General features: G+C 60.2%; 9 protein-coding genes and 1 riboswitch. Of the genes, 4 read left to right on the plus strand and 5 right to left on the minus strand.

Annotated features, from left to right (window positions below; translation table 11 throughout):
- Positions 1 to 46 precede the first annotated feature (46 nt).
- Both P4L78_RS03265 and P4L78_RS03270 read left to right on the plus strand, forming a co-directional pair.
- Positions 47 to 1,207: a M20 aminoacylase family protein gene (locus P4L78_RS03265; protein WP_309326934.1), complete on the plus strand. Its 1,161-nt coding sequence runs from the start codon at positions 47 to 49 to the stop codon at positions 1,205 to 1,207.
- A gap of 256 nt (positions 1,208 to 1,463) precedes the next feature.
- The gene (locus P4L78_RS03270) at positions 1,464 to 1,811 is read left to right on the plus strand and encodes a hypothetical protein (protein ID WP_309326935.1); all 348 of its coding nucleotides are present in this window, start codon (positions 1,464 to 1,466) and stop codon (positions 1,809 to 1,811) included.
- Between the two features lie 196 nt (positions 1,812 to 2,007).
- On the opposite strand, the gene P4L78_RS03275 is transcribed toward P4L78_RS03270, so the two are convergent.
- Complete coding sequence (locus P4L78_RS03275; protein ID WP_309326936.1) at positions 2,008 to 2,916, minus strand: ChbG/HpnK family deacetylase; 909 nt, start codon at positions 2,914 to 2,916, stop codon at positions 2,008 to 2,010.
- A 203-nt stretch (positions 2,917 to 3,119) separates the two neighbouring features.
- A riboswitch (glycine riboswitch) is annotated at positions 3,120 to 3,205 on the plus strand.
- Positions 3,206 to 3,438: 233 nt separating this feature from the next.
- On the opposite strand from P4L78_RS03275, the gene P4L78_RS03280 reads away from it, so the two are divergent.
- Positions 3,439 to 4,839: an L-serine ammonia-lyase gene (locus P4L78_RS03280; protein ID WP_309326937.1), complete on the plus strand. Its 1,401-nt coding sequence runs from the start codon at positions 3,439 to 3,441 to the stop codon at positions 4,837 to 4,839.
- Positions 4,840 to 5,703: 864 nt separating this feature from the next.
- On the opposite strand, the gene recD is transcribed toward P4L78_RS03280, so the two are convergent.
- From recD to P4L78_RS03300, 4 genes are all read right to left on the minus strand, one after another.
- Positions 5,704 to 7,734, minus strand: a complete 2,031-nt coding sequence (recD, locus tag P4L78_RS03285) for an exodeoxyribonuclease V subunit alpha (protein WP_309326938.1) — start codon at positions 7,732 to 7,734, stop codon at positions 5,704 to 5,706.
- Positions 7,731 to 11,387, minus strand: coding sequence for an exodeoxyribonuclease V subunit beta (gene recB / locus P4L78_RS03290; RefSeq protein ID WP_309326939.1), 3,657 nt, complete (start codon positions 11,385 to 11,387; stop codon positions 7,731 to 7,733). Before recB ends, recD begins: the two co-directional genes overlap by 4 nt.
- Positions 11,380 to 14,808 carry an exodeoxyribonuclease V subunit gamma gene (gene recC, locus P4L78_RS03295; protein ID WP_309326940.1) on the minus strand — a complete coding sequence of 1,143 codons (3,429 nt, stop codon included), beginning with the start codon at positions 14,806 to 14,808 and terminating at the stop codon, positions 11,380 to 11,382. The genes recB and recC overlap by 8 nt, the downstream gene beginning before the upstream one ends.
- Before the next feature lie 288 nt (positions 14,809 to 15,096).
- Entirely contained in the window at positions 15,097 to 15,564 is a 468-nt protein-coding gene (locus P4L78_RS03300; RefSeq protein WP_309326941.1) for a nuclear transport factor 2 family protein, read from the minus strand.
- Between the two features lie 138 nt (positions 15,565 to 15,702).
- Between P4L78_RS03300 and P4L78_RS03305 the strand changes: the two genes are divergently transcribed.
- On the plus strand, positions 15,703 to 16,278 hold the full coding sequence (locus P4L78_RS03305) for a helix-turn-helix domain-containing protein (protein ID WP_309326942.1): 576 nt from the start codon (positions 15,703 to 15,705) through the stop codon (positions 16,276 to 16,278).
- Positions 16,279 to 16,641 lie beyond the last annotated feature (363 nt).

The following is a 16,641-nucleotide window of genomic DNA, read 5'->3' on the forward strand; positions in this document are numbered from 1 at the left end:
CCTGCGGTACGATGCAAGGCTACGCAACCAATTTATCGGGGCTGCCATGCTGCAATCCATCCGTTCTTTTGAACCCGAATTGATCGAAATCCGCCGCACCATTCATCGCCATCCGGAACTGGGCTTTGAAGAAGTGCAAACCAGTGATCTGGTTGCCAGCAAGCTGGCCAGCTGGGGCTACGAGGTGCATCGCGGCCTGGCTAAAACCGGCGTAGTGGGCGTGCTCAAGGCCGGTACCGGCAGCAAGACACTGGGCTTGCGCGCCGATATGGATGCCTTGCCGATTCATGAAGCGACGGCTAAACCGTGGTCCAGTCAGGTGCCAAACCGCATGCATGCCTGTGGTCATGATGGCCACACCACCATGTTGCTCGGCGCCGCCCGTTATCTGGCGCAAACCCGCGCATTCAACGGCACGCTCAATCTGATCTTCCAGCCCGCAGAAGAAGCACTGGGCGGGGCAGAGACCATGGTCCAGGCTGGCCTGTTTGTCCGGTTTCCGTGCGATGCGCTATTTGGCATGCACAACATGCCCGGTTTGCCGGTGGGCCAGTTTTACTTTCGCAGCGGCGCCTTCATGGCCTCGGCCGACAGTTTGCTGGTTACCATCACCGGGCGCGGCGGCCATGGCGCTTTGCCGCACACCACGGTTGATCCGGTGGTGGTGGCGGCCAGTATTACGCTTGCGCTGCAAACCATTGTGTCGCGCAATATCGATACCCAGCAGGCGGCGGTCATTACCGTGGGGTCGATCCAGGCGGGCGATGTGGCCAATGTGATTCCCGGCCAGGCGATCATGAAACTGAGCGTGCGGGCGCTGGATCGCCAGGTCCGCAAAACCTTGCTGGAACGGATTGGCGATGTGGTGCGCTTGCAGGCGCAAAGTTTTGGTGCAACGGCCAGCATAGAGACGCAGCACGGCACACCCGTGTTGATCAACGACGAAACCCAGACGCGCTTTGCCCACGGTGTGGCCGCCAGCATGTTTGGCGACGAGGCCGCGCATTACGGTGCCCGGCCATTGATGGGCAGCGAAGACTTTGCCTATATGCTCGAAGCCAACCCCAATGGCTGTTATTTCTTTATCGGGAACGGCGATGGCGCCGGGTCGTGCATGATCCACAATCCGGGGTATGACTTTAACGATGGGTGCCTGACACCTGGCGCGACCATGTGGGCGGCGCTGGCCGAGGCTTACCTGAAGTAAAACGCTGTGTTTATCTGTTTCTGATGACAAAACCCCGGCCCGCCGGGGTTTTGTTTTTTGGACGACGCAACTGTGGGGATCGGCAGGAAATTTGTAGCTCAAGGTATCCGCAGCATGCCCTGAAACCGGCGGCTACAAAGGTCGCCCGCTGCTACAAACACCAATACACAGCCATTCATTTACCGCTAAACCACCATGCTATTGTCAGCGCCTCTTCACCATTTGGGTGACAGACACTGCGCAGGAGTAGTGGTTTATGGGGAACAAACAACGCATACCCGCGCTGGCTTTGGCGGTGGTTTTTTCTGGCTTGGCCCTGATGGCGTGGGCGGCTGACGGTGTACCGCCACCTTCTTTGCTGGACACAGACTTGAGCGCTTCGGCACCGTCTGGCCAGTGCAGCGCGCGACCGGGGCAGGCCGGTGAGCAAGGCAGCGGTAATGGGCACAAGCAACATCGACGGCCGCCACCCGCGATGGATAGTGACAATGGCGACGGCCCTCCGGATGGTCCGCCGCCGGGTGGTAAAGAGGGCCATCGCCCGCCCCCGCGTGACGGCTCCGCACCGCAAGGCGTGCCACCTTCGGGTTGTGGCGTGCAGTAACTTTGTGACTCGGCTTTTGTTTGAGTCAATGTCAGGACAAACGACTTACCCGATTTTTTGTTGGACCGTGCGTACTGTTGGCCGCACGTTGCGTACTTCCCTGGGAACTGGTGTTGTAGTGTGACGCCTCAGGCCGCAAGCGGGTTGCTGACCCTCGCTGCGGTCTTTTTTTTGCGCTTGGGCATGCCGACTGAGTTCAATCAGCCGACAGTGCCTCACGCAGGGCACGCATGCCAATCAGCTTGAAACCGCGTTCGTCAATGGCGCTACGCAATGCCGCACTGCCCAGTAGCTCGCGATCCGCCACACGGGTGCGGAAGTCCCGGGCGGCAATGGTGCGCAGCTCTGGCGTATCGTCGGCGGGATGGCAAACCAGCACGTGCACGCCTGGGCCACGGCTATCGAGCCAGTCGCAGGCAAATGCCAGTCGTTCTGAATGCTCAAGCTGCTTGTTGAACGGCAAGCCCATCACGCTGGCGACCAACACAACTTTGCCTGTCGCCGCCGCCGCCCGGTATTGAGCGACCACCTCTGCCGCTTCTTCCAGCGGAATCACGCACATCTGGGCAACCTGCCCGGCATCGATATCCGCAATCAGCGGTGGCACGCCATTTTGGGCGGCTAGTTCCAGGTAGATCGGCATCAGTTTGGGGTGATACAACGTCAGCATGTGGCTATCCACATGCGTGATATCGATCCCGAAAGCGGCGGCACGCTCGATTTGCGCGGTCAGTTCTTTGCGTGCGGCATCTACGTTGGCCGACTGGTGGGTCGGGCGCGCCAGCGAATGCAGATAACCGTGAGCATCCAGCAAGCCACTGGCTGGATCGCTGGTGGTGAGCGCACTCCAGCGATAGTCAGTCCACTCGCAATTGAGCGTCAGATGCACACCCAGATCGGCGGCCGCACCCAGCTCTTTGGCCGTGCGGGCCGCATATGGAAACCAGCTACAAGGCACCATGGTCGAGGCGGAAGTCAGGGTGCCGATCTCTACCAGCGAGCGCCATGCGCTGACGGTAGCCTGGCACATGCCGATATCGTCCGCGTGCGTAACCAATAGACGGTCACTGGCTTGAAAACCGAGGCGTTCTTGCAAGGTAGGCATGGTGCTTTCCTGTTTCTGGTTTGGATGGGCCGAGCCAGTATAGGCCTGGCGCATTGATCGCTGACGTTACGCCAGTGCAAGCGCGCAATGTCGGCAAACTCTGTTCCTGCCAAGGCATTTGGCGCGAATGTCGCAGCGGCCGATCATGGCGTAGAACCCTGATTGACATGCCATTGCCATCTCTCTACATTGCCCTCAGCTCTGACAGCTGCGCAGGAGAGACCACCGCTGGTGGCGCCGAAGGGGTATCGCCCTGAAAACTCTCAGGCAAAAGAACTGTGCTGCCATAGGGCTCTCTGGAGAGTGGGTCGCATGACCCCGCCGAAGGAAGCAAGGCGCCCATAGTGGGTGCCGCAATCTCTCAGGCACCAAGGACAGAGGGGGCAACATCCGGCTGGATACGGATGGGCTCTTGCTTTGGTGCCATTGCGCTTTGCGCGCCACAATCCCACCGCTCCCGCCGCCCGATTCAGCACAGTACGCTGGCCTGACGATTAGCCCGGCCAGTCAGAGAAGGTGCTTATGGCAATCAGCGTGTTCGACCTCTTCAAAGTGGGCATCGGCCCATCCAGTTCACACACGGTTGGCCCCATGCGCGCAGCCCGGCAATTTGCGCTGCGGCTGGCCAAAGATGGTGTGCTCGACCAGGTGACTAGCGTGCGCGCCGAACTGTTCGGCTCACTCGGCGCAACCGGCAAAGGTCACGGTTCGGATATTGCCGTGCTACTGGGCTTGAGCGGCGCCGAGCCGGATACAGTGGATGTCGATCAGGTCGCCGCGCAGGTAGCGGCGATTCGCAGCAGCCAGCAACTGCTGGTGTTGGGCACGCACGCGGTGGCTTTTCGCGAACCCGAGCATCTGACGCTGCACAAGCGCAAAACACTGCCATTTCATCCAAACGGCATGATCTTCGAAGCTTCCGACGTCGCTGGGCAGGTGTTGTCGCGGCGCGCGTATTTTTCGGTGGGTGGTGGTTTTGTGGTTGATGAAGCGGCCATTGATGCCGGTTTTGCGCCACCTGACGTAACCCACATGCGCCACCGTTTTGCCACTGCCGCCGAGTTGCTGGCACTGTGCGAATCGGAGCAAAAGTCGATCAGCCAGATCATGCTGGAAAACGAACTCACCTGGCGCGACGAGGCCACCGTGCGCCACGACTTGCTGAATATCTGGCAAGTGATGCAAGCCTGTGTGCGCCGTGGCTGCGAGCGCGAAGGCATCCTGCCCGGAGGGATGAAAGTCAAACGCCGCGCCGCCGAACTGCAACGCAAGCTGCTGGCTACGCCTGAGGCTGGTCTGCGCGACCCACTTACGGTTATGGATTGGGTCAACCTGTACGCGCTGGCGGTGAATGAAGAAAACGCCGCCGGTGGCCGGGTGGTAACGGCCCCCACCAACGGCGCCGCCGGCATCATCCCCGCAGTCATGCATTACTACATACGCTTTGTGCCCGGCGCGAATGAAGATGGCATCGTGCGTTTTATGCTGACGGCGGGAGCGATTGGCATTTTGTTCAAGCTGAATGCGTCCATTTCCGGGGCCGAAGTGGGTTGTCAGGGTGAGGTGGGTTCTGCCTGTTCTATGGCCGCTGGCGCTTTGGCTGAAGTGCTGGGAGGTACGCCGCAGCAGGTTGAAAACGCCGCCGAGATTGGTATGGAACACAACTTGGGACTGACTTGCGACCCGGTGGGCGGACTGGTGCAGGTGCCATGCATTGAGCGCAACGCCATGGCGTCAATCAAAGCCATTAACGCGGCACGGATGGCATTGCGCGGGGATGGCAGTCACTTTATTTCGCTGGATCGGGTGATCCGCACCATGCGCGATACCGGGCGGGATATGAATACCAAGTACAAGGAAACGGCGAGAGGTGGGTTGGCGATCAATATTGTTGAGGTGCCGGTGAATGTGGTGGAGTGTTGAGGTTGTTTTTGGCTGGCGATTTGGAAGGGGATTTGGCGCGGGGCGATTATCCACCGTGGCAGCAGTTGCGATGAGACGCGTTTTTGTAAGGCGGGTGCAACCCGCCGTTGCGGATTGGGTTTCAGCTTCAAAAGCTTGTTTTGTTTGTGCCTACGGCGCGAGTGAAAAGCGTTTGATACCCGGTGGTGATCGGGGGCACGTTTCATATGCAAAAGACACTTATCGTGCAACTTGCGTCGCCAAAGAAAGGTAACCCAAAGTCCCGCAGAGCGGGATAGCAAAAGGCGACCCGGGCGCGAGCGTCGGCGGGGCCCAAAGTCAAAAGCCGTGCCCATCGGGGGCACCCCCACAACGATGCAAAATGCTTCGAATGCGGTTGCAGGGGGAAGAACCGTCTGTTTGCCAAGATGGTCTACGCGCACCCTGCGTGCCCTCGGTCGGCCCGGAGCCTGGGTCTCCGGCTCTCGGTCGGCGTGGTGAGCATGGATGATGAGCCTGGAAGTAACGGCGATGCGATGCCCCTCTTTTCCAAAGAGGGGTTAGGGGAGATTGGGTTTTGGGTGGATTTGGCAGCGGTGGTGAACTCCATATTGCAGCCATCTCCCCCCGCCCCTCTTCCAAAAGAGGGGAGCTAAGAGCAACAGCAGATACCTTCGGCATCAATACTACCTCGTCATTCCCGGCCTGGGCGGCCCCCTTGGCGGGAATCCAGCGGCTACGTTCGCCATCGCTCCCTTGGCAGGAATTCAGTGCAATGGCGATTTACAACTGCGAAAGAACATAAACAGAAGCAATTCGCAAACAAACGATGTGCTTTTCAATTCACCTTTCACCACCGGGCCGAAGGCACTGACGCTCTGGGCATCACATCTCCCCACCCACCAACGCCTGTGCCAACCCACTCGCCCGTTTTGTCTTGCGGGCAACAGCGGTTTCAAACGCCTGCTGCCCCGGTGTTACCAACGTAAAGCGCTCGCGGGCGCGGGTGATGCCGGTGTAGACCAGCTCGCGGGTCAGGATCTGGCCACCGTCGACGGGTAGTACCAGCACGGTGTGTTCAAATTCGGAGCCCTGCGATTTGTGTACGGTCATGGCAAATGCGGTCTCGACATCTGCCAAGCGGCTGGCGAGGACTGAGCGCACGGTGTCGCCATCCATAAAATACACGCGCAGCGCACTTTGGCCGGCGGGTGGCGGCAGGGCGATGCCGATGTCGCCGTTGAAGACGTTGGTGCTGTAGTCATTGCGGGTCACCATCACCGGACGGCCGGCGTACCATTCACCGGTTTTGCGCAGTAGCTTTTCTTCTGCCAGCGCCTGTTCAATGGCGCGATTCAACCCGGCAACGCCCCAATCGCCGTCGCGTAAAGCGCACAGGATGCGGAAGCGATCAAACGCGGTGAGCACTTGTTTGACCCAGACATCGTGACTAGCGGCGTCGCTCAATTGCGGTGATGCAACGAGCTCCAGATAACTGCGATAGCCACCGGGTGCACCTTCGCGGCCGCACAGTGCCAGCGCGACAATATCCTGAGGATGGGCGCGATTGAGCCATTGCAAGTCCGGCCCGACGGGCGTCTGCAGTGTCGTCAATGCCTGGGTGATATCGCCAGAATTCACGGCTAGCGCCAATTGACCAATCGGCCCGCCAAAGCGGCGGCTGACGCGCAGCATCACCGTTTGCTGGGCCAGCGCGTTGCCGGGCTCGATATATTTCGCGGGCAAGGTTTCGCCGGTGGCAGCGGTTACGAATGTGGCGGTGTCTGTCGTGTAATGGCCTGCTTCAGCATCGCGGCACAAATCGCCCATTACCGCGCCAGCCTCAACCGAGGCCAGTTGATCTTTATCGCCCAACAAAATGACGCGTGCGTGAGCGGGCAGGGCGTCCAGTAACGCCGCCATCATTTCCAGATGGATCATTGAGGCTTCGTCGACGATCAACACATCAATGTCGAGTGGATTACCCGCGTGATGTTTGAGCTTGCGGGTATCCGGGCGAGCGCCGAGCAAGCCATGCAGCGTTCGGGCCGCACCCATGCGGTCGGCCAGCGTTTTAAGCGGTAGCTCGTCGCCCAGATTTTGCTGCAAACCGTCCAGTGCTTTGTCGATAGATTGCTTGAGCCGCGCCGCCGCCTTGCCCGTGGGCGCGGCCAGCGCGATGCGCAGCTTGTCGGCATCGTCGGCGGTGGCAAACAACAGGGCCAGCAGGCGCGCCACGGTGTAGGTCTTGCCGGTGCCAGGCCCGCCAGTGATGATTGCCAATTGCCCGCGCGTGGCCACGGCACAAGCCACCTTTTGCCAATCGGGTTCGTGCTGACCGGCTGCGGGAGTAACAAACAAGCGATCCAGCCAACTGCGCAAGCGCGTGCTGTCCACTGCGGCCAGGCTTTGGGTGCGGCTGCGAATGCTGCTGGCAACACGACGTTCGTAATCGAAATAGCGGCGCAGATACAAGCGGCAGCCGACCAGCAGCAATGGTGCGTTATCCGCGCCCAGCGCTTGGGCAACCAGATTGCTGCCGTTTAAGCTAGCCTGCCATTGCGCCAGGCTGGCCGGCAGGCTGTGCAGCACCCCATCGATCTCCGCCAGCGCCGTGGCAGGCCAGCCGAGCAAAGTGGCAGGGTCGGCGAGTAGCTCATCCAGCAACAGACAAGTATGGCCGCGACCTTCCATATGCGCGGCGAGCGCGGCAGCCAGCAAGGTGATGTTGCTGGTGGCGGGTTCCAGCTCGCTCAAGAAGCGGGCGAAGGCGGCATCCAGCCGTCGTAGCCAGCCTTGTTCCGCCCAGGCATCCAGTCGCTGGAGCAAATCGGCCTGGCTGAGCGTGGCGGCGTGCTGCGTGGCTGGCGTATCGGCAAACAGATCACCACTCAAGGTATCAGTGTGGCGGCTCATGCGTGCACCTCGCCCAAAGCGGCATCCAGCGCATCCAGCAGGGCGATATTGGGCGGGACCACATAACAACCGCGTTCCGGCCCTTTAATGCCGCGCAGAAACAGATAAATGGCCCCACCCAGATGTTGCGCCGGGTTGTAGTTCACCCCAAGCCGCTGACGCAGTAAGCGATGCAGTGCCAGCATGTAGATCGCCGCCTGCACGTCGTAACGATGCGTCGCCATGGCCTGTTGCAACGCAGTGGCGTGGTAGTCGGCATCGCCCGCGCCCAGCGCGTTGGATTTGTAGTCGAGCACCCAGTAACGCCCGTCCTGTTCGAACACCAAATCGGCATAACCTTTGACCATGCCATGCAGCTCGCGCTCGGCCAGCTTGGGCCGTGGTGCGTGGTCTAGCAGATGCTCGCGGCACAAGGCGTCGACCGTGCTGCTGGCCAGTTGCTCGCTAGGGAACCAGAACTCCATTTCCGGCATGATCTGGTCCAGTTCCAGCAGCGGTACGTTAATTGGAAGCAGCGGCGTGAGCGTGGTTTCTTTGAGCCAGGCGATCACGTCCTCTTTGCGATTGGCCCAACCCAGCCGTTCGCAGCGGCGGCCCAGCCGTTGGGCAAAGTTGTCACTCAAGACGAGATCAAAGCCTTCACTGGCCAGCCATTCCAGTTGGTCATGCAGCAGCGTGCCGGGCAGCGCGCCACGTGGAAAGCGATGCCACGGCGCGTCGTCGACCTGCGTGGCGGGGGCTTCGTCCGGCGCTTCGCTCAGTGTTTCGGCTTGCGCGGTTTCTGCTGCCGGGATGGTGGCGTGCTGCCAGCTTTGCAGGTCACGAATCAGCGACGAGAAACTGGCGATATTCCAGTTCGTATCAAACTGGCCGTGATAGTGCGGTGCTTGCGGCAACTCGGTAATCTCGGCCCGTTGTTGCAGGATGGTGCGCGGCAAAGCGGTATCCGTATCGGGCACAGTTTGCAGGGCCAGGTCGGCGCACTCGGCTTTCAGTTCCGCCAGTTTCGCCGCCAGATCGGTCTCTGCCAGCATTTGCCCGCCCGCGATCAGATAGCCCAGCGCGCTTTTATCCAGTTGCGATTTCTTGCCATTGCCAACCACCAACGCGCTGGTGCCTAGCCACAAAGCATGGCGGGCGCGGGTAACGGCCACATAAAACAGGCGCAGATCTTCTTGCAGGCGGGCTTCTTCTGCGCGCTGCATGGCTTCGTCGCCCAAGGAGAAATCTACCTGGCGCTGGCCCAGATCATCCACATATTCCACCAGCGTACGGTTGCGCTTGTCGACCTGGCGGAAAGTACACGCAAACGGCAGAAACACCAGCGGGTATTCCAGCCCCTTGGATTTATGCACGGTGACGACCTTGACCAGTTCGGCATCGCTTTCCAGCCGCACAATACGTTCGTCGCCGCCTTCGCCCAGCCCGGCAATCTGCTCGGCCAGCCAGCGGATCAACGCTTGTTCGCCTTCTACCAACTGGCTGGCGGTTTGCAGCAACTCGGCCAGATGCAGCAGATTGGTTAGCCGCCGCTCACCACCAATTTCACCCAACAATCGTGCCGGTAAATCCAGCTGATGCAAGGTCTGGCGCAACATGGCCAGCACACCTTGGCGTTGCCAGGTCAGCTTGAGCGCCTTGAGTTCTTCAACGCGGGTTTCCCAGGCGATGTCGTCCACTGCCAGTTGCGACAACTCGGCCAGCGACAACCCGGCTGTGGGCGTGGCATAAGCGGCGCGGGCGCTGCGGCCATCCAGTGGGTTGGCAACCGCAGCCAGCCAGCGCAGCAAATCAGCCGCTTCGCCACTTTCGAATACCGAGTCTTTATCCGACAGATAAACGCTAGGGACGCCACGCATTTGCAAGGCGCGGCGGACAACGGCGGCTTCTTTGCCGGTGCGTACCAGAATGGCAATGTCGGCGGGCTGCAGGCGTTGCAAGCCGTTGGCGGCGGCGAACCCGGCTTGTGGGTCATTCAACAGGCCCACGATGTGCTCGGCGGTCAGTTCAGCAAAATGGCGTTGGTAGGCCGTGCCATTGAGTAGCTGCTGACCATGCCAAAGCGTGAGCGCGGATGCTGCACCGGCGCCCGTCACAAACTGGTCGCTACGGCCTTGTGCGCCTACTGCCTCAAACGGCACCGGATTAGCGCCGTTCTGGCGATAACGAAACGCGCCAGCCAGTTGCGGGTTTTGCTCCGCATGCAAAAACAAACGGTTGGCCGCGCGGACTAGCGCTTTGGTCGAACGGTAATTGGTGGTCAGCACATAGTGCCGTCCGGCGGTGGCGGTGCGGGCGGCCAGGTAGCTGTAAATATCCGCGCCGCGAAAGCCGTAAATAGATTGCTTGGGGTCGCCAATCAGAAACAAACCGCTGGCCGGGTCGTTGGCTGCGGTGTGATAAAGCTGGTCAAAAATCCGGTACTGGATGGGCGAGGTGTCCTGGAATTCGTCCACCATCGCCACCGGATATTGCGTGACGATGCGTTCGCGCAGCGCTGCACCGTTGGGGTCAGACAATGCGTGGTCCAGCCGTTGCAGCATATCGGCAAAGCCGAATACCCCAGCCTGTTGTTTCAGATGCGCTAGCCGTAGCTCCACCCATTGCGTGGCATGCAGGATCAAATCGGCGCGAGTGGCGGCGAATTTATCGGCGGCGTCGAGCCAATCCAGAATGCGATTTGCCACCGGATGAGTCAGCCGCCTTGGGCCATCAATCTCGCCCGCTTTGGTGAATGCCCAGCCATCCGGCGTAAACAACCGCAGCCATTTGCGCAGGTCTTTATGGGTTTGCTTGCCGTTGCTTGCCCAGTCGCGGATCACTTGCAGCCGCTGCGTAAATGGCGTGTTGGCGTGGTTGTAACGCGCCTTGTTGAGCCAGCCCGCTTCAAACGCACCCAGCCAGCTTTGTTCGAGGTTGGTTAGATGATTGCGCCAGGATTCGCGGGCGGCATTTTCGAGCTGCTGCAAGGCATGGGCTGCGGTTTCCAGTTGCGCGAAGAAGTCTGTAGGTGGAGTGGGGCGACTTTCCAGTGCGAGTACACTACGCAGCTTGTCGGCCAATCCTTGCGGCGAGGCCGCGACCGACAGCACAGCTTCAACGCCTGCCTGGCCAAGCTGGTAAACGTGCTCGCGCCAGTAATCGCGCGTGGCTTCCAGTCGCAATTCATCTTCGTTCTGCACCAGTTCTTCATTGAACAGATTGCCGCTATCAAAGGCGTGCTCGCGCAACATGCGCTGGCACCAGGCGTCAATGGTGTGCACTGCGGCTTCATCCATCATTTCTGCGGCGGTGGCCAGGCGTAACGCGGCGCGGCTGCGAGCGGTGTCATCGACATAATCTGCCAGCACTTCGCGCAAAAAATCATCGTGCGCGGCAGGTTGTTGTTCTCCACGAAAACAGCGGGCGGCTTCCAGCAAGCGGGCACGGATACGGTCAGACAACTCGCGCGTAGCGGCGCGGGTAAAGGTCATGACCAGGATTTCGGAGGGCAACAATGGCCGGGCAAAAGCGTTGCCCGCGCCATGCCCCAGCACCAGCCGCACGTATAGTGCGGCGATGGTCCAGGTCTTGCCGGTACCCGCGCTGGCTTCAATGAGGCGGCTGCCCCACAGCGGGAAAGAGAGGGCTTGCAGCGGCGTCGGGTTACTCATCAGCGGTCTCCTCATCGGTGGCGCTGGCATCATGCGTGACGGCGCCGACTTGTTCGGTGATCCATTGCTGCAGAGGCGCAAACAACGCCGTGGCCAGAGTGGCAAAACGGCCATCGGCAATCAGGCTTTCATAATCGGGCCAGGTGCGTGCCAGGCAAGGTTCGTCGCGCTCGGCGGGAGAGAACATGCCACCCTCATAAACTTGCCACGGCTTGCCATTTTCCGAGACTGCGGCCAGCGCGGTTTTACCGGCAAACGGTAGCGGTTCAGCCATGCCTTGTTGCCAGGCAGCGAGGATGTGCTCAAGGGTATCGATAGCGTCTTGTTGTTCTGGCTGGCCCAGTGTCAGCACAGCATCGCGACTGACAATGATGCCGGTAATGGCTTCACCGCAAGCGGCAGCCACCAGTTGTCGTACCCACGGCAGGATCAGTTTTTCGGCACGCGGCTGGTCGTCTTTGCAAAGCACGCCAGGGTCGAGTTGCAACCAGGCGCGGGCATGGCCTTGCTGACGCAAACCGTCAAGCCAGTCTTCGACTTGCAAGCCAGCATGTTCAAAATGCAGCCGGACTTTTTCCCCGGCGGCAGGCCACGCCTCAAGTTGCAGCAACCATTGCTGCCAGGCCGGGGTGACTTGTGCCGCTAGTGCGTCGCGGGTGCGTTTGCCCATGGGGCCAATCGGCAAGCGACCGGTGCGGGTAATGCGTTCGGCATGGTTGTCGATCAACGCGGCTAGATGCGGCGCATCGCCCAGATCTGCCGTGTCGGCGGAGGCCAACATGGTTTGCACCAGTTGATATTGTTCCAGCCCATTCAGCACAAAGGGTTCTTCGTCTTCCTGCGCGATATCGAGCTGGTCAAACACCACATTGAGGCGCTGGCGGAAGAACGTTTTCACCGGATTGCGCAAAAATTCGGCCAGCAGCGGCAGGGTTAACCGGAACTCGGGCGTGGGATCAAATGGCGCCAGGGTTTGATGGTGCCGTGGCATAACGGTTTGATGCGCAGCACGCCATTCGCGGGCGTAAGTCAGTAGCTCACCACCTTCAAAATAGCGGCGGCTGAAGGGTTGCAGCGGGTGTTCAGTGGTCAGGCGTTCAATCACACCATCTTGCCAGCCGGCCCGCAGATAATCGCGCAATTGCGAAACCAATACCGATGGCGGCTGCTCGCTGTTATCGCGCGCATTGCGGCCAGTCCAGCTGATGTAGAGCGTATGACGGGCGGCCAGCACAGCTTCCAGCATCAGATAACGGTCATCATCGCGCCGCGAGCGATCACCGGGCCGGTATTGGCCGGGCTGGCTGATCAAGTCAAAATCGGTGCGATTGGCCTGACGCGGGTAATCGCCATCGTTCATGCCCAACAGGCACACCACTTTGAACGGAATGGCGCGCATTGGCATCAGCGTGCAGAAGGTAACGCCACCTGCCAGAAAACGCTGGTTTAGCGTGGGTTCGTCGACATTACCCAGCCAGGCTTCGCGCAGCACGGCCAGTGGCACGGCGTCGGTAAATTGCGCGGTATCGCACGCTTCCAGCCAGCGCTGCAGGGCGCTTTCCAGCGCGATGAGGGTGAGGCGATCCGCTTCGTTATCAGGTGCGAAAAAGTCGGCCAGCAGCGCCCGGCCAGTATCGCTCCATTGGTCAGGCGTCAGTGCCTGGGTAAGTGCGCTGCTCCATTTGAGCAACGCGGCGACCAGCGTGGCGAGAGACCCGGCCAGCGCGGCATCCAGCCCGCCGACTTCGGCATACGGTTCTATTCCGGCAAAGGTGGCGTCGTTACCGCTGGCATAACCGAGCAACATGCGGCGCAGCCCGAACAGCCAGCTGTTTTGCTCGCCACAGGCAGCCAGATCCAGCTGTGCGCGTTGCCCGGCGGACAAACCCCAGCGCACGCCCGCGCCACTGCTCCATTGGGCCAGGCGCGCCAGATCGGACTCGGCCAGGCCAAAGCGCTCGGCCAGTGCCGGTACGTCCAGCAGATCGCGAATCTCGCTCAGGCGGCAGCGTTGCTCGGGCAGGCGCAGCAGCCACTCCATGGCCTTGAGTACCGGATTGATACCGCGATTTTTCTGGTCGGCAATCAGCCACGGAATAGTGCGTTCGTCGCGATTGCCATATTGACCAAACACGGCGCGGATTGCCGGGGCAAAGGTTTCGATATCCGGCACCATCACCACCACATCGCGCGGCGATAGCGGTTGCGCGGGAGTGGCGGCGGCGAACAGTTTCAACAACTGGTCGTGCAGGATTTCCACTTCGCGCTGGGCGCTGTGGGCAATGTGAAAAACGATGGAACGATCATCCGCTGCGACCGCCAGCCGATCCTGCGGTTGCGGCAACGGTTCCAGATCGCGCACTTGCGCTTGTAGTTGCGCCAGGATGGTTTGGCCGGTTTCGTCATCAAACAGGTCAATGCGCGGCGCATTGAAACGCTCGCGGGCAGCGGCGGCATCGTCGAATTCATCCAGCATGCGCACAAAGTCCCGGCCCTGACGCCCCCAACTGGCCAGCAGCGGGTTGCTGTGCACGTGCATGGTATCCAGATCAATCAGCCCCAGATCACGGCCATCGCGTAAGGGATGACGGCGGCGGGCTGCGCGCAACAACTCGCGGCCATCCATGATGTCGCCCCAGTGAAACTGGCACGGATTGGGCACCGCCAGAATCACCTGGCATTGTTGCGACAGCGCAGCGAGTGCTTCCAGCGTTTGCATTGGCAGGGTGGACACGCCAAACAGCACCACGCGGCGCGGCAACGGTACGGCAGGGGCGACGCCCGCCTCCAGCAAACTGACAAACTGGCGGTGAATGGCATCGCGACTGGTGGCACGGGTTTCTTCAGGCACGTCGGCCAGAATTGCCCGCCATAACGCGGCTTGCCAGCGTTGGTCGTCGGTCAAAGTGTCGATCTGGCCGTTGGCGCGGCGCAGCGTGTCTTTGCCCGCAGCCCAATCGGCCAGCCAATCCGCGCGGTAGACCTGATATTGGTCATACAAATCAGCCAGTTTTTCGGCGAGTTGCCAGCGCCGGGCCGGATCACCATCTTGCATAAAGCGTTGCAACGGCGCGAAGCTTGGCTCAAGCGGCAGGGCGGGCAAAATGCGCATCAAACGCCACGCCAGCGGCGCTTTGTCTAGTGGCGACACGGGCGGCACGGCCTGCTTGCCCAGCATCTGCCGATATCCCTGCCACAGAAAGCGCGCTGGCAATTGCACCGCTGCTGCTGCGCAAATCCCCGTTTGCTCAGCCAGCGACATCTTCAGCCACTCGGCGATGCTGTTGCTCTGCACGAGGAAGATGGCTTCTTCCAGCGGGTTGAGCGGCTGCTGGCTGATCCACTGAAAAACGGCATCACGCAGCAGTTCGAGGCGATTGCCGTGTAGAACCAGCAGGCCGGGGGGAATGGGGTGGGTCATGGATGGAATTCGGGTTTCCGGTGGCAGCAGCAAGGTAGGGGGTAGTTTAACAAGGGAATGGGAGGAGGGGGGCGAGACCGGTGTGGCAGCTTCAACTTCAAGTGCTTTATGAGTGCCGCAGGCGTTGTCACGCACGCAAAAAAAAAGCCCCGCAAATGCGGAGCTTTCAAATTGTGGACTTCCAGACTGGAGAGATGAGTACTCTGAAAAAAGTAATCAGGGCGCAATTTAGCCTGGCTTTGTTACACCAACATGAATCCTCGATTTGCAACTGTTTCAAAGGCAGGCTTAACACCCAAGGTCGCTTAAACCGGGATGATCGTCCGGGCGGCGGCCCAGCGGCCAGTGAAATTGCCGTTCACTTTCTTCAATGGCGGCGTCGTTAATGCTGGCGTGGCGATGGGTCATCAGGCCGGCGGCGTTGAATTCCCAATTTTCATTGCCGTAGCTGCGAAACCACTGGCCGGAATCGTCATGCCATTCATAGGCAAAGCGCACGGCGATGCGTGGGCCGCCAAAGGCCCAGACTTCCTTGATCAAGCGGTAATCCAGTTCTCGTGCCCACTTGCGTTCCAGCAAAGCTTGCGCAGCGGCGCGGCCAACGAGGAATTCGTTACGGTTGCGCCAGCGGGTGTCTTCGCTGTACGCCAGTACCACGCGCTGCGGGTCGCGACTGTTCCAGCCATCTTCGGCAAGCCGCACTTTGGCGATGGCGGTTTCCAGGGTGAACGGCGGCAGGGGTGGGCGATTTTCCATGAGAATTCCTTGGCGATGAATTGAGGCATACAATTTTGTAGACAGGTCTGTCTACATGATTGCAACTCTAGACGGTGTAGACAGACTTGTCTACACTCGCCAGCTATGGATACGCTCAACAACACTGACATTGTCACGATGCTGGCACCCGTTGCGGCGGCAGAGCGCGAAGCGCTACCCGCCAAAGAACGCATCTTGCTCACGGCTTATGCCTTGTTTTACCAAGAGGGCATCAGAGCCACCGGCATTGATCGGGTCATCGCGGAATCCGGCGTCACCAAGGTGACGTTCTACCGGCACTATCCCAGCAAGAATGAGCTGATCCGGGCTTTTCTGGCGTACCGCCACGAGCATTGGCTAGCCTGGTTTACGGCCGCATTGCAGCGTCACGGCGGCGCGAGCACTGGCTTGGCCGCGCTGGTCCCCACGCTGGCCGAATGGCTGGGCAGTGCTGATTATCGCGGTTGTGCCTTTATCAACACGGTAGTGGAACTGGGCGGCAGCTTGCCCGATGCAGTAGATATCGCGCGTGAACACAAAGCGGCGATGACGCTGGCGATTGCCGCTTTGCTGCCGGATACACCATCGCGTCTGGCCGATGCCCAAGCCGCTGCCCAAGCGGTTGATGGTGCCATTGTGCGGGCCCAGATTGATGCCGCGCCGGATGACGCGCTCAATGCTCTGGCACGGTTGTTAGCCGGTTTGGGCAACTAGCCGGGTACGGTTTGGTTGCTGACAAAAGTGTTGCAAAATCAGCAACTTCTCTCCGGTTTTTGCCGCCATCGGTAGCCGATATTCGGCACACCAAACCCAAGTGGTTCTATTGCTCGGCAATTCAGTCATTTTCGGTCACGTTGGTATGTTTGTATCGGCCCGTGTCTGAATGCGGGTTGCCGATTCTATGGCGTAGCAACGCGCAATTCCTCCATCTGCATGTGGTCTGCTTGCCCCCAAAAAGCCCTGTCATGGCTGGCATTGACGCCGTCCGGTGGGTCGCGGTTAATGGCAGCACGCCGAATTTCTTACAAACCCGGCGCATATCTGTCAACCGCATGGAACCTGCCTGCGAGCAGGCAG

It is taken from the genome of Silvimonas sp., assembly GCF_031291215.1.
Taxonomy (GTDB): Bacteria; Pseudomonadota; Gammaproteobacteria; order Burkholderiales; family Chitinibacteraceae; genus Silvimonas; species Silvimonas soli.